Source organism: Acinetobacter sp. A47 (genome assembly GCF_000805455.1).
GTDB lineage: Bacteria > Pseudomonadota > Gammaproteobacteria > Pseudomonadales > Moraxellaceae > Acinetobacter.
Window position 1 is genome coordinate 27,634 of sequence record NZ_JSUS01000039.1, and the last position, 19,657, is coordinate 47,290.

Annotated in this window: 24 protein-coding genes; 4 read left to right on the forward strand and 20 right to left on the reverse strand. The window is 44.6% G+C overall.

The window, feature by feature from the left end; genetic code table 11:
- Positions 1 to 362: 362 nt before the first annotated feature.
- Complete coding sequence (locus tag OC23_RS09795; protein ID WP_038344468.1) at positions 363 to 1,364, forward strand: hypothetical protein; 1,002 nt, start codon at positions 363 to 365, stop codon at positions 1,362 to 1,364.
- 54 nt (positions 1,365 to 1,418) lie between these two features.
- Here OC23_RS09795 and OC23_RS09800 read toward each other — a convergent pair whose 3' ends face one another.
- Both OC23_RS09800 and OC23_RS09805 read right to left on the reverse strand, forming a co-directional pair.
- Positions 1,419 to 1,616 carry a hypothetical protein gene (locus OC23_RS09800; RefSeq protein ID WP_038344470.1) on the reverse strand — a complete coding sequence of 66 codons (198 nt, stop codon included), beginning with the start codon at positions 1,614 to 1,616 and terminating at the stop codon, positions 1,419 to 1,421.
- Between the two features lie 106 nt (positions 1,617 to 1,722).
- Entirely contained in the window at positions 1,723 to 2,100 is a 378-nt protein-coding gene (locus OC23_RS09805; protein ID WP_038344472.1) for a hypothetical protein, read from the reverse strand.
- A 72-nt stretch (positions 2,101 to 2,172) separates the two neighbouring features.
- Between OC23_RS09805 and OC23_RS09810 the strand changes: the two genes are divergently transcribed.
- The gene (locus OC23_RS09810) at positions 2,173 to 3,309 is read left to right on the forward strand and encodes a hypothetical protein (protein WP_038344474.1); all 1,137 of its coding nucleotides are present in this window, start codon (positions 2,173 to 2,175) and stop codon (positions 3,307 to 3,309) included.
- A gap of 41 nt (positions 3,310 to 3,350) precedes the next feature.
- Here the strand turns inward: OC23_RS09810 and rplT are convergent, their stop codons facing one another.
- Both rplT and rpmI read right to left on the reverse strand, forming a co-directional pair.
- Positions 3,351 to 3,710: a 50S ribosomal protein L20 gene (gene rplT / locus OC23_RS09815; protein WP_004867327.1), complete on the reverse strand. Its 360-nt coding sequence runs from the start codon at positions 3,708 to 3,710 to the stop codon at positions 3,351 to 3,353.
- Between the two features lie 11 nt (positions 3,711 to 3,721).
- Positions 3,722 to 3,916, reverse strand: a complete 195-nt coding sequence (rpmI, locus tag OC23_RS18810; RefSeq protein ID WP_004637967.1) for a 50S ribosomal protein L35 — start codon at positions 3,914 to 3,916, stop codon at positions 3,722 to 3,724.
- A 234-nt stretch (positions 3,917 to 4,150) separates the two neighbouring features.
- Here rpmI and OC23_RS09820 point away from each other — a divergent pair, with 234 nt between their 5' ends.
- On the forward strand, positions 4,151 to 5,404 hold the full coding sequence (locus OC23_RS09820; RefSeq protein ID WP_038344476.1) for an MFS transporter: 1,254 nt from the start codon (positions 4,151 to 4,153) through the stop codon (positions 5,402 to 5,404).
- 32 nt (positions 5,405 to 5,436) lie between these two features.
- On the opposite strand, the gene OC23_RS09825 is transcribed toward OC23_RS09820, so the two are convergent.
- From OC23_RS09825 to thrS, 7 genes are all read right to left on the reverse strand, one after another.
- The gene (locus OC23_RS09825) at positions 5,437 to 5,862 is read right to left on the reverse strand and encodes a YqaA family protein (protein ID WP_038344477.1); all 426 of its coding nucleotides are present in this window, start codon (positions 5,860 to 5,862) and stop codon (positions 5,437 to 5,439) included.
- 63 nt (positions 5,863 to 5,925) lie between these two features.
- On the reverse strand, positions 5,926 to 6,777 hold the full coding sequence (locus OC23_RS09830; RefSeq protein ID WP_038344478.1) for an arylamine N-acetyltransferase family protein: 852 nt from the start codon (positions 6,775 to 6,777) through the stop codon (positions 5,926 to 5,928).
- A 101-nt stretch (positions 6,778 to 6,878) separates the two neighbouring features.
- A complete protein-coding gene (locus OC23_RS09835; protein ID WP_052209158.1) occupies positions 6,879 to 7,262 on the reverse strand; it encodes a hypothetical protein in 384 nt (127 codons plus the stop codon).
- A gap of 46 nt (positions 7,263 to 7,308) precedes the next feature.
- Positions 7,309 to 7,929, reverse strand: coding sequence for a glutathione S-transferase N-terminal domain-containing protein (locus OC23_RS09840; protein ID WP_038344482.1), 621 nt, complete (start codon positions 7,927 to 7,929; stop codon positions 7,309 to 7,311).
- A gap of 123 nt (positions 7,930 to 8,052) precedes the next feature.
- Positions 8,053 to 8,373 carry a hypothetical protein gene (locus OC23_RS09845; protein ID WP_038344484.1) on the reverse strand — a complete coding sequence of 107 codons (321 nt, stop codon included), beginning with the start codon at positions 8,371 to 8,373 and terminating at the stop codon, positions 8,053 to 8,055.
- Positions 8,374 to 8,526: 153 nt separating this feature from the next.
- The gene (gene infC, locus OC23_RS09850; RefSeq protein ID WP_081407322.1) at positions 8,527 to 9,078 is read right to left on the reverse strand and encodes a translation initiation factor IF-3; all 552 of its coding nucleotides are present in this window, start codon (positions 9,076 to 9,078) and stop codon (positions 8,527 to 8,529) included.
- A 5-nt stretch (positions 9,079 to 9,083) separates the two neighbouring features.
- Positions 9,084 to 11,006, reverse strand: coding sequence for a threonine--tRNA ligase (gene thrS, locus OC23_RS09855; protein WP_038344488.1), 1,923 nt, complete (start codon positions 11,004 to 11,006; stop codon positions 9,084 to 9,086).
- Positions 11,007 to 11,270: 264 nt separating this feature from the next.
- Here thrS and OC23_RS09860 point away from each other — a divergent pair, with 264 nt between their 5' ends.
- Positions 11,271 to 12,914 (forward strand): acyl-CoA synthetase, encoded by a 1,644-nt coding sequence (locus tag OC23_RS09860; protein WP_038344490.1) that lies wholly within the window; start codon positions 11,271 to 11,273, stop codon positions 12,912 to 12,914.
- Between the two features lie 50 nt (positions 12,915 to 12,964).
- Here the strand turns inward: OC23_RS09860 and yjgA are convergent, their stop codons facing one another.
- The 9 genes from yjgA to mazG all read right to left on the reverse strand — a co-directional run bounded on the left by yjgA (position 12,965) and on the right by mazG (position 19,620).
- A complete protein-coding gene (yjgA, locus tag OC23_RS09865; RefSeq protein WP_038344492.1) occupies positions 12,965 to 13,501 on the reverse strand; it encodes a ribosome biogenesis factor YjgA in 537 nt (178 codons plus the stop codon).
- 2 nt (positions 13,502 to 13,503) lie between these two features.
- Positions 13,504 to 13,773 (reverse strand): HPr family phosphocarrier protein, encoded by a 270-nt coding sequence (locus tag OC23_RS09870; RefSeq protein ID WP_004804467.1) that lies wholly within the window; start codon positions 13,771 to 13,773, stop codon positions 13,504 to 13,506.
- On the reverse strand, positions 13,770 to 14,621 hold the full coding sequence (gene rapZ, locus OC23_RS09875) for an RNase adapter RapZ (RefSeq protein WP_038344494.1): 852 nt from the start codon (positions 14,619 to 14,621) through the stop codon (positions 13,770 to 13,772). Before rapZ ends, OC23_RS09870 begins: the two co-directional genes overlap by 4 nt.
- A gap of 20 nt (positions 14,622 to 14,641) precedes the next feature.
- The gene (gene panC / locus OC23_RS09880) at positions 14,642 to 15,487 is read right to left on the reverse strand and encodes a pantoate--beta-alanine ligase (RefSeq protein ID WP_038344500.1); all 846 of its coding nucleotides are present in this window, start codon (positions 15,485 to 15,487) and stop codon (positions 14,642 to 14,644) included.
- Between the two features lie 3 nt (positions 15,488 to 15,490).
- Complete coding sequence (panB, locus tag OC23_RS09885) at positions 15,491 to 16,300, reverse strand: 3-methyl-2-oxobutanoate hydroxymethyltransferase (RefSeq protein ID WP_038344502.1); 810 nt, start codon at positions 16,298 to 16,300, stop codon at positions 15,491 to 15,493.
- Between the two features lie 39 nt (positions 16,301 to 16,339).
- Positions 16,340 to 16,828 carry a 2-amino-4-hydroxy-6-hydroxymethyldihydropteridine diphosphokinase gene (folK, locus tag OC23_RS09890; protein ID WP_038344505.1) on the reverse strand — a complete coding sequence of 163 codons (489 nt, stop codon included), beginning with the start codon at positions 16,826 to 16,828 and terminating at the stop codon, positions 16,340 to 16,342.
- On the reverse strand, positions 16,825 to 18,279 hold the full coding sequence (gene pcnB / locus OC23_RS09895) for a polynucleotide adenylyltransferase PcnB (RefSeq protein WP_038344508.1): 1,455 nt from the start codon (positions 18,277 to 18,279) through the stop codon (positions 16,825 to 16,827). The genes folK and pcnB overlap by 4 nt, the downstream gene beginning before the upstream one ends.
- Positions 18,280 to 18,419: 140 nt before the next feature.
- A complete protein-coding gene (locus OC23_RS09900; RefSeq protein WP_038344510.1) occupies positions 18,420 to 18,845 on the reverse strand; it encodes a ComEA family DNA-binding protein in 426 nt (141 codons plus the stop codon).
- On the reverse strand, positions 18,814 to 19,620 hold the full coding sequence (mazG, locus tag OC23_RS09905; RefSeq protein WP_038344512.1) for a nucleoside triphosphate pyrophosphohydrolase: 807 nt from the start codon (positions 19,618 to 19,620) through the stop codon (positions 18,814 to 18,816). The genes OC23_RS09900 and mazG overlap by 32 nt, the downstream gene beginning before the upstream one ends.
- Between the last annotated feature and the right edge of the window lie 37 nt (positions 19,621 to 19,657).

A 19,657-nucleotide genomic window follows, 5' to 3' on the forward strand; every position in this document is an offset into this window, starting at 1 on the left:
AATATAATAAAACGCTATAGTTTATCAGCTTTTTACCTGGTTTATGAAGCGCAAACAAGCTTTAAATCTTCTGGTTTTTGTGCAGCATGCCGAGGATAAAACCCCCGGCAAGTTGGAGTAGAAACATTAATTTTTGAAAAAAATGATCAATAATTAAATAAAATGGATAAGATATTAGGGTCTATTGACATTTCAACCATGCATTGCGTTGTCTTACGCACCAGCTGCGTTATATCTTATTTATTTAGAATGACATAGGATTTGCCTTGTAGCATCAAAAAATGTCCACTGTCGCAATGAGAGCTATAGCTGGTAAGGTGAAATATCAATAAACCCTAATTCGTCAATGAGAAATAATAACGATGGCGCTTGATCAGATCTGGAAACAACAGCTTACCCTTGTCACCTATGGCAATGAATACCTTGCGGGAAATCTCAACTTCAGTCGCTGGATCGAACATCCGGTTTTTGCTCAGAATCGTCTGGTCTTCAGAGATTTACGCTCTCAACATCTATTGGCACAGCATTTCCAGATCTGGCTTGAAGGCCTAAAAAAACAAGGTGTAAAAAAGCTGAGTCTACATTTATCCAGCGTGCTCAATGATGAACAGAATCCCAATGCCAATGTTGAGTTGCTTCCCTTTGCACATTTTATCGTGAGCCATCACAGCAATAAAAAAATAGCCTGGATTTGTGGACACGAACTGGCTGAATGGGACAATAATGACCGTGAGTTTCAGGCTCCATCTTCCCAACAATCTCTGTTACGTCAAGAAGCTCTTTGGCGTTATGAGTTAAATGACAAGCTGGGCAGGAAAATTGATGCTGACCTGAAAAAAGTCAACTGGAATGAAACTGCCATTTTTCTGGAACAGGAACTATTTGCGAGCAAATATGCGGACAACTTTATAGAGCCTGAACAGCAGGACTTTCCTTTTTACGGTTATGCAGTCGATCCAGATGAGCTATCAAGTCAGCAACTTGCCTTGATCCCGACCGACTATCCAGCTGACTGTGCACACCGCTTATTACATCGCACCCAGGCATTGGTAGAGCATTTGGAACAGCAAAAAAAGCATCCTTATCATGCCACTGGTGAGTTGCTCAGCCCAGAAGAGCAAATTAACCTGCGTAATTTTTCACAAAAAACGGACGAGCTATTTGCCAAACTGATCGTGAAAACCGCCAATCATTACCAAAGCGCTCAATTGACAGCTGAACACCCCGAAATCATTGACCGGACCATGGAAACTGTACACCAGTCACCTAACCACCCGCATCATAAGGTGGGCACTTCTGGCGTCATTAAGCTAATTCTCCTGACCGTGATTATTTGTGTGGTGGCTTATTATTTTGGTTTATAACAACAAACTCAATAAAAAAACCTAGATCACACCATCCAGGTTTTTCTACTCAATTTAAAAAGTTGGCCGGATTTTGATAATGACTTTATGGCCGCCATCATGCTGATTGACGATGTGATGAATATTTTCAATTTCGCCCTCGACTTCAGCATCGGGCCCATAAAAGATCCGGATCGTTTCACCTTGTCTTGGCAAAATATTCAGTTCAGTTTCAATTGCGCCCTGTTCTAAACCTTCTACACTCACTTTCATATTTCTTATCCTGTTCTGTTTTACTTTACTGTAAAAAGATTCAGCGAAAAAAGTCTAATCAAACATGTTTGGGTTATGTAATCTTGAATTAAATCAATAGATTAATTTAATCATCATAATCCAGTTCATCTTCATTCACATTGATAAAGTCCGGTTCAGGTGTGTGTTCAAATTGCACCGCCAGAATATGCTCCTGTTTGAGCAAACATGCTTTGGCAATACGATGCATGCCATCCATGACCCGACCTTCAGCACATAAAATAATGGGATAATTCAGATCTGCGTCTTGTACCAGTTGAAAATGTTCCATGATTTGCTGTGTCGTCGGAAAGTGATCTGGAAACCAATAAGCCTCATGAAGCTCCTGAATATCAGCCAGCGCAACTTTCTTGATCACAAAAGTTTGGGTGAGCTCAACCAGATGATGTACATCCCAGATATAACTATCTTCACCCACTTGTCTAAAGTGATATTGTCTGCGCACGTTTTAACCCATAGATAGTTTCAGCTATGATAATCAACTTAACTTCTCATCAATAATAGTACTTATAAAACCATGACCGACAATTACTGGAAGTTTATATTAGGTTTACAACATAATGCTCAGCAGTTTTTTAAAGGCCTCATTTCTTATCATGCCGTTCGTCACCATTGGAGCATTCGTAATCACGATATTTTTATGGTGAGAGATTTAGATGATTGCTCACTTATTTATGACTCTATTGATGCCTTAATATTTGATCTATTCCATCAAGGTGCATACGATTGTTCACTTTATCCTTTTACGCTACTTTTTCCTGAATTTAAAAAAACTCAAACTAAATTTTTATTTGAAATAAATAATTATCCAGTATTAGTCTTCAATCTAAGACATACCAATATCGCATTAATAAAAATAGAAAGGGAGATTGTAAAAGATATTCAACCTATAGGCGATCCTAGAGAGTTTTGGGGCACTCTATCTACTCAAGACGAGCGGAACTATATGTTGTTTAGTCTTATTCCTTTAAATTTAGAGCAAAACGAAAAAATGAGAACATTTAATAGTGATCTGAATTGGGAAAATTTCTATAAAGAAACTCAAGAGATTATTCGTTCTGCACCTTATCAATTTTATGGAATGTATGATATTTCGTTCACAAATAATTTGCATCTTTACCCCCACGAAGAAGAAGGATGTACTTTTCCATTGCTAGAGAATCCCTCTTCACAAAATAATCTTGCATTCACCCTGCTTCAACAGTTTGACACTTTAAAGATTAATCTTCGGGGCTTTAAACATCCACGTAATGAACTGTCTGAATACCAAAACTTTGATTTGGAAGAAATCAATAAATTGAATCTCTATGAGGCATCAATTGGTCAACAGTTTGTCCAACTTATTTGCCATACTGCCAATAGTTATCAATCAGCTTATATCCCAGTAAAAACTCAAAATGAGTTAAAAAAAGAAATAATATTAAGTAAAAAAGAATCTGGTTTGCAAGATTCACCAGTTATCGAAAATGCCACTTCGCCAGAACCTGAAACTATTTCTGGCTGGAGAGCACTAACCACACTACTCATCGTCTTAGCAATACTCCTAATACTATTATATGGTCTATTTTTATTGGTTCAGAAATATGAATTTGCTAAGTTTTTATTACTTATTACCACAATCTTGTCTGTACTTATAATAATAGGAAGGAAATAAAAAAGACCGCTAAAAAGCGGCCTTTTTTTGAATCTCTAAGCTTATGCAGCTAATGCACCTTTAGCTTTTTCAGCTAAAGCAGCAAATGCAACCGCATCATGCATAGCGATGTCAGCTAATACGCGACGGTCGATGATCACTTGAGCTTTTTTCAAGCCATCGATCATACGGCTGTATGATAAACCGTTTTGACGAGCACCAGCATTGATACGCGCAATCCATAAAGCACGGAATTGACGTTTCTTTTGACGGCGGTCACGGTATGCGTATTGACCAGCTTTGATTACCGCCTGGAACGCTACGCGATAAACGCGTGAACGAGCACCATAGTAACCTTTAGCGCGAGCAAGAATTTTTTTGTGACGGCGATGAGCCTGTACACCACGTTTTACACGAGCCATTTATAATCTCCTTAGATGTATGGGCACATAGCACGAACTGATGCAACGTCACTTACGTGAACCATTACACAACCGCGCAATTGACGGATACGCTTAGCAGATTTTTTGGTCAAAATGTGGCGCTTGAATGCTTGTTTGCGCTTGAAACCGTTTGCAGTCGCTTTAAAGCGTTTAGCTGCACCACGGCGAGTTTTTAACTTAGCCATAGTAACCTCTTTTGGGCACCTGTTCGGCACGTTTGCACTATTGCAAAGCGACCTGCAGGTAAGGAAGGCAGTATGATATAGCATCTGCTGCTAAAACAAAAGTAAAATGCTTATTTTTTGAGAATAAGCAGCGATTTTTTCACGCCCTTTATTTTTATTATTCATTCTCAAATGATGAGAAATATACCAACAACTCATCCTATAATAGAACCAAATTTTTAAATATCCTTTCATATGAATATACAAAATGATGCTTTTGCCGCCTTAAGGTATCGGGATTTTTCCATTGTGACCGTTAATCAGTTTTGCCTAACCCTGGCCATCCTGATCCAGGAAATCATCGTTGCCTATTCACTCTATCAGATTACCCGTGATCCCCTTACGCTTGGCTTTATTGGTCTGGCAGAGGCGATCCCCTTTATTACCCTGTCGTTATGGGGTGGCTATTTTGCCGACAAGCTGAATAAACAAAGCATCATGAAAGTCTGTTTGTTCTTTTCCATTCCCTTGCCTCTGGTTCTTTGGGGATTGTTCCATTTACATGGACTGGAAAAAATCGGGATCACCACACTGTCCTGGGGCATTTATGCCGTCATTTTTGCCTTAGGCACCATTCGCGGCTTTTATAACCCGTCGGCAACATCACTCAAGCCTTTTCTGATTCCCCGCGAGCTGTATGCCAATGGTGCGACATGGACCACCATTGGCTGGCAAAGCGGGGTCATCATTGGCCCGATGCTGGGGGGTTTTATGCTGGCTTTTCTAGGTCGTGAAACCAGTCTGTTTGCGGTATCTGCATTATTGGCGATCTGCTTCATTTTAATTAACTGTCTAGCGAAGCGAACTTTTCCGAAAATGGAAACCGAAAATGTGCTGCAAAGCCTGACCGACGGTTTCCGCTTTATCTGGAAAACCAAGATTGTTTTATGGGCCATTTCCCTTGATCTGGTCTCGGTACTGTTTGGTGGTGTAATTGCCCTGCTGCCAATTTTTGCCGAGGACATCTTAAAGGTCGGGCCTGAAGGATTAGGTTATTTACGTGCTGCCCCTTCCATCGGTGCACTGGTGACCATGATCGTACTGACCAAGTTTCCACCGATGCATCACGCCTGGCGCAATATGCTGCTGGCCGTCGCAGGCTTTGGCCTGTTTACCATTGTATTCGCCTTCTCGAACAATTTATGGCTATCGCTGTTTGCCCTCGCCATGACAGGAGCGTGTGACAGTGTTTCTGTTGTGGTACGTCAAACCGTGCTACAGATCTTCCCCCCTGAAAATATGCGGGGGCGTGTCGCTGCCGTGAACGGAATGTTTGTCTCTTCAAGTAATGAGCTCGGAGCTTTTGAGTCAGGCTTGGCAGCCAAGTATCTGGGCACCATCACCGCAACCATTTTCGGTGGTTGCATGACCCTTGCAGTGGTAAGTTATTGCTGGTTTAAAACCAGTGACCTATTCAAAGTCGATATCAGCCAAGGTTCAGATCAATAAACCCAAGAGGAAGCGCAGTTGTTTCCTCTTTTTTAAAAGATACCCAGATATAAAGCATATAAGGTTAAATAACGTCCACCTTTGGCGATTGTCACGATCACGAAGAATCGCCAGAAGTTCTCTTTCATCAAGCCTGCAATCAAGGTAATCGGATCGCCAATCACAGGTGTCCAACTCAGTAACAGCGAATAGAAACCATATTTGTGATATATCTGTTGGGCCTGCTCTAATCGCTGTCCGGATACAGGAAACCACTTTTTATCTTTAAAGTGTTCGATTTTCAGGCCAAGCCACCAGTTCACACAGGAACCCAAAACATTACCAATCGTTGCGACCAGGATCAGGTAAAAAGGCTGGGAAGTCCCTTGCACCAACAGGGTCATCAACACTGCTTCAGACTGTAAGGGTAATAAAGTCGCCGCACCAAAGGCAGAGAGGAACAATAAACAATAAGACATCAATTTATCAAGTACACTCAATATCGATCAAGACAGATCAGCCTACTGCAATATAACCGCAATTTATTGCACCTGTTTCAATTTTTCCCAAGCCGCACGCAGTTGTTGATCATGTATCTTTAGTTGAAAAACGGTTTGAATGGTGTGCTCAAACTCATCAAAGGAAGTTAACTCTTTCTTGGTCGAGTTTGCTTTGCCATGCGTTCTTAAGATACGGTCTTTTAAAGTGATTCGCCGGTCTGCACGAATCACGGAGAGCATGAGATACTGGGTAAACAAAGATTCAGGTGAAGTCGAAATATACCAGTTGGCGACTACGGCATCTGCCTCTGCGATCTGCTGTTCAGGATGAATGGCATAGACATTAACCCATTGATCATGAAGACAAACCTGCAACATATACTGCATTTCGGTCAGCACCGCAGGCTCCAGCCCGCTCTGTGCAACCTCTACAAACCTGAACGCTTCGAGCGGGGTATGCTGTGTCTCATTAGGCTGATCCAGAGATAAAATCGTGGTAGGCGTCATACCACCAAATCCGGGATCGTATAAAAATAGTTGCTGATCAATACGCACCAGTGTCACCAAATGACTACGTACAGGCGTACTGACAGGTGTGCCTTGATAATAGACCCGTCCCAGTACGTTATACGCCTCATACCCTAATTCGGTTAATGCAATTCTGGTCAAGGTACTATGTTCCAGACAATATCCGCCCTGACCATTCAGCAACAGCTTTTCAGCAAGCTGATCAGGTGCCAATGTGACCTTGTCACCTAAAAAGGAAGCAAAATTACTAAAAGCAATCGACTGCACATGCAGGCTTAACAAGCTTTCCAGATGAGCTAATGTTGGAGAAAAGTCGCCCTTGAAACCCAGTGTTTCCAGATAAGCTGCTGAAATAAGGTTATGCATAAAGATTTATCTTTTGGGATATGGAACTATCCTAGCCTGTTCGATGCAAAAAAGCTGAAAATTACACAACAATAAAACAGAGCTGCACACCAGATAACAGCTTATGGTCGAGCTTTAGTCCGCAGAGAAAAACTCAAGACCGAAAAAAGAAAGGGAAAAACAAACAGGAACCAAAAGCTAAGATCAGAACTTACGATCTTCTGATACAGACTCAGCTGTAGTGTTGTATCTGGGGCTGCAACCAGATCCATATACACCTGATGATCAAGATAACTGCCTAACCCCAGTGATAGCGCTAAAAAGCCGGCAAAACACCAGCTGCTCGCATAGGTGTTTTGGGACTCTAGCTGTAACCAGGCAAACAGTGTAGAAAATAACAGCCCCAGAACAGTTATGAAAACAAACATTAGCACCGCCAGATGAGGCGCTAAAAAGAGTTTTTGCAGTTGGGCACACAGGATTGCCGTCAGCAACAGCAATCCCATCGCAATCCGCCAATGCTTCCAGTAGCGCTGTGTTGCTGTCACCCGTCTATACCACCTTGATGGACAAGGCTTTTTGTATTGCAGGACGGGCTGTTAGACGTTCAATATAATCTTTCACATAAGGATAATCTTCAAGCTGAATGCCCTGCCATTCATAACGCAATGCCCAAGGCAAGATCGCCATATCGGCAATGGAATATTCACCTGCTACAAATTTCTGGCCAATCAGCTGCTTGTTCAGGACATTGTAAAGACGTTTGGTTTCGTTGATATAACGTTCGATCGCATAGGGAATACGTTCAGGTGCAAACTTATTGAAATGATGGTTTTGACCAAGCATCGGACCAAAGCCACCCATTTGCCACATTAACCATTGTTCCACCTCAACCCGTTCCTGCTCATCGGTTGGATAGAACAAACCCGTTTTCCGGCCTAGATATTGCAAGATTGCCCCAGATTCAAATACGGAAATCGGCTCACCGCGTGGTCCATTCTGATCAACAATTGCAGGAATTTTATTGTTTGGGGAGATTCTCAGAAAATCAGGTTGAAACTGATCATTTTCCAGAATATTAATCGGGAAAATCTGATATTCAAGCTGCATTTCCTCTAAAGCAATTGTTATTTTATGTCCATTGGGTGTACCCCAGTAATATAAGTCAATCATTATACTATCCTGTTCATCATTTTCTTGACTGTGTTGCGTTATAGCACAGTTCACTTCTCTTGATCAGCAAATAGGCACGAAAAGCTACAATAGGCCGTGTTTTTAATCCCGATCTCGGGAAAATTATTTTTGCTTTTGCTGGAATTCCCAGGCTTTCTCACCCACAAACCTGCGTCCGGCATTATCACCATTGATCCACTCTTCAACAGAGAACAAATCAAACATGCCCACCTTAAACAGGGTCGGAACAGCTAGAGCCAGCTCTTCTTCAACGGCACCACGCACACCGGCATTGTAGAGATTAATATTGTGCAGCATGGTCGCAACGGTACCGGTTTGTACACGACTGCCATCTTTGAGTTTAACTTGCGGTAGAAGCTCGCCCTCCTGCACCACTTTTTGATTAATTTCAGAGAGTTCCTGTGTACCTTTAATTATAGACATGAATTTTTCCAGTTTTTAAATCGTGTAATTATCAAGCAATCTTATCATATCCTGTTTTCTTTTATGGACATGTGATGAAGGACATATTGTTTTCGGGCTTATAAAGAAATAAAAAAAGCACCGCCTGTTGCGGTGCTTTTTTTCAAGAAAAAATTACTTTTTCTTTTTCGGACCAAGTAACATGCCCATCTGACGGCCTTCCATCTTCGGCGCTTGTTCAACAACACCAAACTCGGCAACGTCAGCTTCAATTTTTTGTAATTGAGCTAAACCAAGCTGTTGATGTGCCATCTCACGACCACGGAAACGCAAGGTAATTTTCACTTTGTTTCCTTCTTCAAGGAAACGTAAAATTGCACGCAATTTTACCTGGTAATCACCTACATCCGTCGCAGGACGTAACTTGATTTCTTTCACTTGCACTTGATGCTGTTTTTTCTTCGCATCTTTTTGCTTTTGTTTCAAGTCAAATAAGTGCTTGTTGTAGTCCATGATTTTACAAACAGGCGGTTCTGCATTAGCAACAATCTCAACAAGGTCAAGATTGGCTTCTTCTGCAGCACGCAATGCTTCATTTAATGAAACAACACCTTTTTGCTCCCCATCTGCAGCGACGAGGCGTACTTCTTTAGCACGGATCTCTTCGTTGATTGCAGGACGGTTACTTTTAGCACCTTGTTGTTGGTTACGGTCAGGCTGTTTAATCTTTATTACTCCACAATGTACCGGCCACGTTCGGCAACGGCAGATTTCACTAAGTCAATAAATGCATCTACTGACATAGTACCTAAATTTTTTCCTGAGCGGGTACGCACATTAACGGTACCTTCTTCAACTTCCCGGTCACCCAGTACTAGAAGGTAAGGAATACGCTCTAGGGTACGCTCACGAATCTTAAATCCGATTTTTTCATTTCTCAAGTCTGAAATAGCACGAAGGCCATTTTCTTTGAGTTTTGCGACCACTTGTTCACTTGCTTCCGCTTGTGAGTCTGTAATGTTCATGACACAAGCTTGAACTGGCGCAAGCCAAGGTGGCATGAACCCCGCATAGTGTTCAATTAGTATACCAATAAATCGCTCAAAACTGCCAAGAATTGCACGATGAAGCATCACAGGCTGGTCACGTTCGTTGTCTTCTGTGACATAAGACGCATCTAAACGGATTGGCAGGTTGAAGTCACACTGAATGGTACCACACTGCCAGATACGGCCTAAGCAGTCTTTTAGCGAGAATTCAATTTTCGGACCATAGAAGGCACCTTCACCCGGTTGCAAGTCCCATGCCAAACCGGCATCGTCAAGCGCATCGGCCAAAGATTTTTCTGCCAGATCCCAAAGTGCATCATCCCCTACACGCTTTTCTGGACGCGTAGACAGCTTCATCTGTACGTCTTCAAAACCGAAGTCTTTATAAACGTCTAAAGTCAGCTTGATGAAGTCGGCAACTTCTTTACCAATCTGTTCTTTGGTACAGAAAATATGGGCATCATCCTGGGTAAAGCCACGAACACGCATAATACCGTGTAAAGAACCCGATGGCTCATTACGGTGACAAGAACCAAACTCGGCCAAACGGATCGGCAAGTCACGGTAAGATTTTAACCCCTGGTTAAACACCTGTACGTGACATGGGCAGTTCATCGGCTTCACGGCATAGTTACGGCTTTCAGAATGGGTCGTAAACATGTTTTCAGCATAGTTTGCCGCATGACCAGACTTCTCCCAGAGCGTGAAGTCTACGATTTGCGGAGTCTTGATTTCCTGATAACCATTTTCTTGCTGAACCTTACGCATGTATTGTTCAAGCACCTGGTAAATGGTCCAGCCGTTCGGATGCCAGAACACCATGCCCGGTGCTTCTTCTTGCATATGGAACAGATCTAGCGCCTTACCAATTTTACGGTGATCACGCTTTTCAGCTTCTTCAATACGTTTGATATACGCCGCTAACTGTTTTTTGTCAGCCCAGGCTGTACCGTAAATACGTTGTAACTGTTCATTCTTGGCATCACCACGCCAGTAGGCACCAGAGATTTTAGTAAGCTTGAACGATTTTAAGAATTTAGTATTCGGTACATGCGGACCACGGCACATGTCCAGATAATCCTGATGGTAGTACAAGCCCATTTGAGTTTCGTTCGGCATGTCTGCAATCAGGCGTAACTTGTATTCTTCGCCACGCGCTGTGAATTCTGCAATCACATCTTCACGTGGTGTCATTTTTTTAATGACGTCATAATCCTGATCGATGAGCTTTTTCATGCGCTCTTCGATTGCTGCCATATCATCCAGCGTAAACGGACGAGGCATCCAGATGTCGTAGTAGAAACCTTCTTCGATCACAGGACCGATCACCATTTTCGCTTCCGGGAACAACTGCTTAACCGCATGTCCGACCAAGTGCGCACAAGAGTGACGAATGATTTCTAAACCTTCTTCATCTTTAGGGGTAATAATCTGAACTGTCGCATCTTCTGTGATTAAATCACAAGCATCCACCAAGCGATCATTGATGCGGCCAGCCACTGTATTTTTGGCAAGACCCGGACCAATGCTTTGGGCAAGTTCCATCACGGAAATTGGCTGATCAAACTGTTTCTGATCACCATTTGGTAAAGTAATGATTGGCATATAAAAAATCCTTAAGGAGTGATGCCCTATACGAAGGAGCATATCACCGCGAGATTATGTATTGAGGCGCAGCCTCAAAAGATAAAAAACGGCGGATAAAAAAGTATCCAAGATTTTACACGGGTTTAGCTGTGGATGAAACCTCTGAACCAGAAAAACCCGATATCTCTTGCGATTCACCTCCGACTAAAGCCTAAATGATTTAGACTCGGTGACAGACTAGCTTAGTCATTAATGAGAACAACATAAAATGGAGCAAAACACATGGTCAGTGCATACGATGAATTACCCAGAACTGCCGCCAATTTTGTGGCCCTGTCGCCGTTACGTTATTTAGAGCGTGCAGCCTACATTTACCCGCATCAGGCTGCGATCATCCATGGTGATCGTCAAATCAGCTGGCAACAGACCTATCAGCGCTGCCGTCAATTTGCGCATCAACTGACCAAGCTGGGGATTCAAAAAAACGACACCGTGTCCGTATTGCTCCCCAATATTCCGGCCATGATCGAAGCACATTTTGCCGTGCCAATGACGGGTGCGGTACTCAATACCTTAAATACCCGTCTGGATGCCAAAACCATCGCCTTTATGCTGGAGCACGCCGAATCCAAAGTACTGCTGGTTGATCCTGAGTTTCGTCAGGTCGCAGCAGAAGCATTACAACTGGTACCACAAGAGATCGTGGTGATTGATGTATTTGATGCCGAGTTTGAAGGCGAACAGATTGCCATCGGACAATATGAATATGAAGCATGGCTTGCTCAAGGAAATCCTGAATTTGAATGGCTACTCCCGCAAGATGAATGGGATGCCATCAGCCTCAACTATACCTCAGGCACCACAGGCAATCCCAAAGGCGTGGTCTACCATCACCGTGGTGCTTACCTGAATGCAGCCAGCAACATTCTGGCCTGCGGCATGAAACCGCGTGCAGTCTATTTGTGGACCCTGCCGCTGTTCCATTGCAATGGCTGGTGTTTTGCATGGTCCATTGCCGCCAGTGGCGGTACCAATATCTGCCTGCGTCGTGTCGACCCCAAACTGGTTTTTAAATATATTGCGCAATATAAAGTTGATTACTTCTGCGGTGCACCAATTGTACTGTCCATGCTGATTAATGCTCCCTTAGAGCAGCGAACTTCATTTGACCATCATGTCGAAGTGATGGTTGCGGGTGCTGCTCCGCCCGTGGCAATTATTGAAGGGATGCATCATCTGGGCATCAATGTCAATCATGTTTATGGTCTGACTGAAACTTATGGTCCTTCGGCCTTATGTGCCTCACAGGCAGGCTGGAATGATTTATCCATTCAGGAACAGGCACAATTGCATTCACGTCAAGGCGTACCCTACCCTTTACAGGACAGTATGCGGGTACTCGACCCAGACACCATGCAACCGGTTCCCAATGATGGACAAACCATGGGCGAAATCATGTTCCGTGGCAACATTGTCATGAAAGGCTATTTAAAAAATCCCGACGCCACACAAGAAGCCTTTCAAGGCGGCTGGTTCCATACAGGCGATCTGGCGGTCAGCCATCCCGATGGTTATGCCAAGATTACCGACCGATCCAAGGATATTATTATTTCAGGAGGCGAAAATATTTCATCGCTGGAAGTGGAAGATGTGCTCTACCGCCACCCTGCTGTATTGACTGCTGCTGTGGTCGCAAAACCGGATCAACGCTGGCAGGAAGTCCCATGCGCCTTTATTGAACTCAAACAGGGTACCACAGCATCACCTGAAGAGATCATTGCGCATTGTCAGCAGCAACTGGCTCGCTTTAAAGTCCCGAAGGATGTGATCATCACCGACATTCCAAAAACCTCGACCGGAAAATTGCAGAAATTTATCTTAAGGGAATGGGCCAGACAAAGGGCCAATGGCGAGTTTGGTCATTGAGCCTAAATAAAAAAAGAAGTTTCCTTTGAAACTTCTTTTGAGATGAACGTTTAACCCTGATCAGATAACAGGGCGACCTGTTGAACATAATTCACGAATTTACGTTTAGAGGCTTCCAGCTCTTCTTCACTGGCTTGCTGCTTGATGTCTCGATGAATACGTAAGACATGCTGACGCAAGGTATGACGTTCAGAAGCATTAAATACCTTGCTAAATTCGTTAATCACCGGGTCACCCTGTTCGATCATACGATCTACCCAGCGCATCAGCTGCATCTGTTTTTTGGCGCCTTGTTGTGGTGTCAGATAAGACAAGATCGTGCTCTCGTCTTCGTTACGCAATAACTTGCCAACACGCTGAAACTGGCGGCGACGCGCTTCAAATGAACTGATCCGCTGTACTTCGAGCAAAGCATCAATTAAACGCTCATCGACAGGAAGCTTTTGAATCTGCTTTGGACTCAGCTGAGCCAGCTGCTCACCCAAAGCAGCCATGCGCTGTACTGCTTTTTTCTGTTCAGTCCGGCTCGCACGCCCTTCTAATGACTCAAAATCTTCATCGGTATAACGTTGGGGACCACGTGCCACTATTACTCTGCCTCGTAAAATTTTGCTGCGAACAGCGTTTGAATTTCTTCCAGTGCCTTGTCTTCATCGGCACCCTCTATGACCAGTCTTAATGTAGTGCCCTTACCAGCACCTAACATCAACAATGACATAATATTTTTTGCATCAACCAGCTTGTCACCCTTACCAATCTGGATAGAAGAACGGAATTTCGTCGTCACTTCAATCAGTTTACCAGAGGCGCGAGCGTGTAAGCCGAGTTTATTAATTACATCAATTGTTGTGTCTATCATGACCAGTGCTTCATTTCTCTATGTAAGATTTGGACAGCCCATTTCGCCTCAAGGGCCTGTTTGAGTCTATCCACGATATAAACCGAACGATGCTGCCCGCCGGTACATCCCACCGAAATGGTCATGTAATGGCGATGCCCTTCGGCAAAAGCAGGTAACCACTTATCCAGAAAAGCATAAATATCCTCAAACATTTCATTAGTTTGCTGACTGCCTTCCAAAAAGCGGCGCACAGGTTCATCTAAACCTGAAAAACGGCGTAACTCCAGATCCCAGTGCGGATTGGGCAGATGGCGTACATCAAATACATAATCTGCATCGAGCGGAATACCGTGCTTATAACCAAAAGACTGTAAAATTACAATTAAGTTATCCGACTGTCCCAGTTTAGACAATAGGATATGTTTTAAATCATGAACACTTTTATCGGTGGTATCAATATGTACCGTGGAACGGAACTGGATCGGGATGAGCAGCTGTTTTTCTTCCTGTATACATTGCAACAGGCTATTGAAACGGCTGGCCAACGGATGTGGTCGGCGTGATGCACTAAAGCGTGCAATCAGGTCCTGATCTTGCGTGGTCAGATAAATGATATCCACCGAACCATGGCGTTGTAATTGCTGAAACACATGATCGAACTCTTGCATATCGGCACGGGTACTGCGGATATCGACACCCAGTGCCAACTGTTCAAGATTATTTTCATGGTCCAGTTTAGCCACAATTTCGGGCAATAATGCCAAAGGTAAGTTATCTATACAATAATAGCCCAAGTCTTCAAGCACTTGTAATGCAGATGATTTGCCTGAGCCGGATTGTCCTGTCACGATAAGTATACGCTTCATGGCATTTTGCCCTTCATTTTTTATGTTTTAAAGTCAATTTGTAAATTATCAATCAAACGGGTTGTACCGAGTTTTGCCGCAACAAATAGGACAATATCCTGATCAAATTGTGCAATCGGCTGCAAGTTGGTCTGACGTGCTTCCACATAATCCACAACAAAACCGGCCTGTGTCAATTGGGTCGAGATATTTGCTAACACTTGCGTAAGTGCCTGACCTTCATGCAATTGTTGTTCAGCTTGTTTAAGCAGCTGATAAATGGTTGGTGCGATGGCACGCTGTTCTGCCGTTAAGTAGCCATTACGCGAACTTAACGCCAGGCCGTCCTCGGCACGCACGATCGGCACACCAATCACTTCAAGCGGCATGTTCAGGTCTTGCACCAGCTGACGAATCACCGCCAGTTGCTGGTAATCCTTTTGCCCAAAGAAAGCAAAATCTGGCTGAACAATGTTAAACAGCTTGGTCACGACCACAGCCACACCATCAAAATGTCCTGGGCGTGACTTGCCACACAGGTCATCGGTAATCTGGCCCACACTGATATTGGTCAGGCGCGGCTGGGTACCATACATTTGCTCAACCGTCGGCGCAAAAATAATATCACAGCCGACATCTGCCAATAAGCGGCTATCTTGCTCCAGAGTACGGGGATAACTGTCAAAGTCCTCCCCCGCACCGAACTGAATCGGATTCACAAAAATGCTGACCACCACCACATCGCACAGTTTTTTGGCTTCACGCACCAAGGTCAAATGACCTTCATGCAGGTTGCCCATGGTCGGGACAAAGCCGATCAGTTTTTTAGAACTGCGTGCCGGTGAAAGTGACGCTGTTAAGCCTTGTATCGTTGTTTCAGTTTTCATGAATTACAGCTCAACCTGAAAAGTATGTTCTTTGGCCGGGAAAGACTGGTCCTGCACGGCAGCATGATAAGATTTAAACGCATCTACAATTGCTGTTTCGCCCGCCTGTTCTTTCATAAAGTTACGCACAAATCGAGCAACGCGGCCAAAAGTTAAACCCAGCATGTCTTGTACCACCAGCACCTGCCCATCGGTTTCATTGCCTGCCCCGATACCGATAACCGGCGTGTTCGGGAACAGCTCCGCAATTTCCTTACCCAGCTGGGCTGGTACGCATTCCAGCAAGAGTACTGCTGCTCCGGCCTCAACAACAGCACGGCAATCTGCAATCAGCTGGTCGGCAGCTTCGCGTGTTCTGGCCTGCAGCTTATAGCCGCCAAAGACATGAACCGATTGCGGGGTTAAGCCTAAATGGACACATACGGGAACACCGTTCCGTGTCAACACACTGACCAGTTCACTAAGCCAGGCGCCACCTTCGATCTTGACCATTTGTGCACCAACCTGCATGACGGTTCTGGCATTTTTCAGTCCGTCTTCAACAGTGGCATAACTCATAAACGGCAAGTCGGTCATGATCAGGGCATGTGAATTACCACGACGTACAGCTGCCGTATGATAGGCCATATCTTCAACTGTGACAGGAAGCGTAGAATCTCTACCTTGAATCGCCATTCCCAGAGAATCACCGATTAAAATCGTATCAATTTCAGCCAATTCCATAGCTTTAGCCATACTTGCATCGTAACAAGTAAGACATGAGAACTTGCGTCCCTCGGCTTTAAATTTTCTTAAGTCACTAAGACTAATCATGATGATGTCCTCTACAGGCGTTTCCAGAACGAAACAGCCTTAGGCTGTTGCCCAAGACTGGTCTGCTATTACAGTCAAGTTTGCTTGCTGTACCAGTTCTAAATCTTTTAAAGAATGACCATTTAATTGTAAATGAGCATCTAGGTCTAATAAGGGAATAACCACAAAATCACGTTCCAGAATGCCCACATGAGGCACGGTCAAACGTTCATTGTGAATCTGCTCCTGACCATAGATCAGTAAATCCAGATCAAGGGTACGTTCGCCCCAGCGGCGTAAGCGCACACGTCCTGCCGCTTGCTCGAATTGTTGCAATTGATCCAGCAAGTCAAGCGGAGCAAGGGTCGTATCCAGCTGTACAACCGCATTTAAATAATTGGGCTGGTCCTGTGGACCCATCGGCGGGCTTTGATAAAGCCGTGAAACCTGTACTGCCCCCAAGGTTGCCAGCCTCGCAACAGCTTCACGCATGATCTGCCGTGAATCGCCCAGGTTACTGCCTAAACCGATATAAGTACGTATGCTCATTGTGTCGGCCCAAACACCACCTGGCTAAGATCACGCTGTACCCGCTTGCGTTTGAGAATCGGGTGATCTGCACTGATTTGCCCTGGCTCTGTTGCCGCTTTTTCCATAAAACGGCTGGCAGAATCATCTGCTCTTGCCCGTTCTTTCTTGCCACGACGGCTTCTAGGCTCAGGCACGTTGACCAAAGGTTCAATCTCGGTGGCCTTGCTTTCCTCGGTATCAGCCGCTTTACGGCGTGTCTTGCTACGTTGGCGGTTGTACTGGCGGATTGCAGCTTCTTTCTGGTCGGTGGTCATTTCCTGATAGGCTTCCCACCAGGCTCCCATCCCCTCGGTACTGCTGTCTCCGGACTTTTCACGTAACAGCAAGAAATCGAATCCGGCACGGAAGCGGGCATGCCCGGCCAGCGCCTCAATCTGCTGGGGTTTCGGATTGAGCAAACGGGTTTGCATTTCCCAGACTTCACGAATGAAGGTTTCTGCAAAACGCGGAATAATGGTGCGCGTGGCCTGACGTTTTAGTACATCCAGCCCGGCTTGTGCACGGGCTTCAGCCGGAATCACACCTTTATTCAAATAAAAGTCACAACGCTCTAAAAACGGTTTCCATAACAACACCGCATAGAAAAATGCCGGGTTAATGGTTTTACCAATCTGGATACGCTGATCGGTATTGCGGGCAGCACGGTCAATAAATGCCGTAATGTTGGGCTGGACTTCAGCAAACAACTGTTTCCAGACACCAAACTCGATCAGCATCGGCAACACGCGTGTGAGATGTCCCATGGTGAACAGCTTTTGCGATTCATCATATAAACGATGGGGTGAAACATCACGCAACAACTGCGTCATTTCCACATTAAACACATCGAGAATGGATTGATCAATCTGGAAATTCAGTTTTGCAGCAAAGCGTAAAGCACGCAACATCCGCACCGGATCTTCCTCAAAACGCTGTGCAGGCTCACCTAAAAAACGTAAAGTCCGTGTTTGAATGTCATCTACCGCATGGCAGAAATCAAGCACGATGCCTTTTCTTGGCTGGTAGTACAGGGTATTGATGGAAAAGTCCCGGCGGGCAAAGTCTTGCTCGATTGTTCCCCAGTTATTATCACGAAGGATCATGCCAGAGGCACTGGTGACTGCTTTTTTCGGGGGAGCACGGAACGTCGCAACTTCAATCAGTTCGCGACCGGAATATACATGTGCCAGCTCAAAACGCCGTCCGATAATCCGGCAACGTCGACCAAACACTTCTTTCACCTGAGCTGGTGTAGCATTGGTAACCGCGTCAAAATCCTTTGGATTAAGACCTAACATCATGTCTCGAACACCTCCGCCCACAATATATGCCTCGTAGCCAGCTTTTGTCAGGCTATCGATCACATCTAGAATTGAGGAAGGAAGTTGAGTTGTGGACAGACCACATTTTGACGCACGCAAAGTTTGCAAAAGACACTGTCTCCTACGTCAGGACGTAAATAACAATTTGTCGCTAATCATAGCTCTAACACACACAAAGGGCAATTTATTCTGATGCAAGTTTCAACAGATCAGCCCCTCCAGACCCTCCCGGCATGACAATTTCAGGCCTACAACATCAGCCTTGCTTTATTTTTCTCAAGCAATTTTGGGCCGATGCCCTTGATATTCATCAACTCGTCAATGGTTTTAAAACCGCCATTTTTTTGACGATATTCCATAATTGCCTGGGCTTTTTTCTCGCCTACACCATTTAAGCCCTGTAATTGCTGTAAATTTGCCTGATTTAAACTGATTTTATCGCCTTGCATCGCGGGCGGGGACGAATGCTGGCCGGTATTTTGCCGGGTAGCAGGTCGGGATAAATAATAGTTATTGTTGGCCTGCCTTGCCAATTGCTGATCACGAGCCTGCTGCTGTGCTTTCCACTGCTGATATGACTGGTCAAAGGACTGGGCGTTGAGATGTGAGACACATCCCAACAAGATAATGATGAAAACAAGCTTATATTTGCTGCTCACCTGCCGCGAAATCATGACTCCTCTCCCGAGATTTTAATTGTTGTTTTGCTTGCTCCCAGAGCTGATCCATTTCGGTCAGGCTCATGTCCTGCAAGTCTGTATTGAGCTGTTGTGCCTGTTGTTCCATGTAAGCAAAACGACTTCTAAACTTATGAATCATGGCCAGCAGGGAAGCCTCACTCGACAGCCCCAGCTTTCTGCCGACATTGATTAATGAAAACAGGCAATCGCCAAACTCTTCCTGCATGGCACCGGTACTCTGGCTTTGAATGGCTGCGTGTAATTCGCCCAGCTCTTCATCCAGCTTGCCCCAGGCATCCCCGACCGTCTCGAAGTCGAAACCCAGTTGTGCCGCTTTTTTTTGAATTTCATGGGCCTGAATCAAGGCTGGGCCATGCTTAACCTCATCCAGACGCGACTGTACTTTACCCTGTTTTTCCTGTTGTTTGATGTGTTTCCACAGTTCGCTTACCTGCCCGGATGTGAGGTTCTGATATTTTTCTGCTTCAAAAACATGTGGATGGCGGCGCACCAGTTTTTCACTTATCGCATTCACCACATCCTGAAAATTAAATAATCCTTTTTCTTCAAACATTTGTGACTGAAACACTACTTGCAGCAACAGGTCACCGAGCTCATTGCGAATCTCATCAATATCACCAGAACGCACGGCGGCCTCGACCTCATACGCTTCTTCAATGGCATAACGCGTCAAACTCTCTGGCGTTTGTTGTTGATCCCATGGACATTTTTGTCTTAACTCTTGCATGATTGCCAATAACTTTTCCATGATCACCTCGATACTGAATACGGCCAGATAGTTGCAG

Bases quoted from the DNA above. Each gene is read 5' to 3' on its own strand.
- OC23_RS09860 (WP_038344490.1), top strand. From the start codon at position 11,271: ATGGTCAGTGCATACGATGAATTACCCAGAACTGCCGCCAATTTTGTG.
- OC23_RS09810 (WP_038344474.1), top strand. From the start codon at position 2,173: ATGACCGACAATTACTGGAAGTTTATATTAGGTTTACAACATAATGCT.
- OC23_RS09830 (WP_038344478.1), bottom strand. From the start codon at position 6,777: ATGCATAACCTTATTTCAGCAGCTTATCTGGAAACACTGGGTTTCAAG.
- OC23_RS09795 (WP_038344468.1), top strand. From the start codon at position 363: ATGGCGCTTGATCAGATCTGGAAACAACAGCTTACCCTTGTCACCTAT.
- OC23_RS09825 (WP_038344477.1), bottom strand. From the start codon at position 5,862: ATGTCTTATTGTTTATTGTTCCTCTCTGCCTTTGGTGCGGCGACTTTA.
- mazG (WP_038344512.1), bottom strand. From the start codon at position 19,620: ATGGAAAAGTTATTGGCAATCATGCAAGAGTTAAGACAAAAATGTCCA.
- panB (WP_038344502.1), bottom strand. From the start codon at position 16,300: ATGATTAGTCTTAGTGACTTAAGAAAATTTAAAGCCGAGGGACGCAAG.
- rplT (WP_004867327.1), bottom strand. From the start codon at position 3,710: ATGGCTCGTGTAAAACGTGGTGTACAGGCTCATCGCCGTCACAAAAAA.
- OC23_RS09835 (WP_052209158.1), bottom strand. From the start codon at position 7,262: ATGGGATTGCTGTTGCTGACGGCAATCCTGTGTGCCCAACTGCAAAAA.
- folK (WP_038344505.1), bottom strand. From the start codon at position 16,828: ATGAGCATACGTACTTATATCGGTTTAGGCAGTAACCTGGGCGATTCA.
- OC23_RS09840 (WP_038344482.1), bottom strand. From the start codon at position 7,929: ATGATTGACTTATATTACTGGGGTACACCCAATGGACATAAAATAACA.
- thrS (WP_038344488.1), bottom strand. From the start codon at position 11,006: ATGCCAATCATTACTTTACCAAATGGTGATCAGAAACAGTTTGATCAG.
- OC23_RS09870 (WP_004804467.1), bottom strand. From the start codon at position 13,773: ATGATAGACACAACAATTGATGTAATTAATAAACTCGGCTTACACGCT.
- panC (WP_038344500.1), bottom strand. From the start codon at position 15,487: ATGAAAACTGAAACAACGATACAAGGCTTAACAGCGTCACTTTCACCG.
- OC23_RS09845 (WP_038344484.1), bottom strand. From the start codon at position 8,373: ATGTCTATAATTAAAGGTACACAGGAACTCTCTGAAATTAATCAAAAA.
- OC23_RS09820 (WP_038344476.1), top strand. From the start codon at position 4,151: ATGAATATACAAAATGATGCTTTTGCCGCCTTAAGGTATCGGGATTTT.
- OC23_RS09900 (WP_038344510.1), bottom strand. From the start codon at position 18,845: ATGATTTCGCGGCAGGTGAGCAGCAAATATAAGCTTGTTTTCATCATT.
- OC23_RS09800 (WP_038344470.1), bottom strand. From the start codon at position 1,616: ATGAAAGTGAGTGTAGAAGGTTTAGAACAGGGCGCAATTGAAACTGAA.
- rapZ (WP_038344494.1), bottom strand. From the start codon at position 14,621: ATGAAGCGTATACTTATCGTGACAGGACAATCCGGCTCAGGCAAATCA.
- rpmI (WP_004637967.1), bottom strand. From the start codon at position 3,916: ATGGCTAAGTTAAAAACTCGCCGTGGTGCAGCTAAACGCTTTAAAGCG.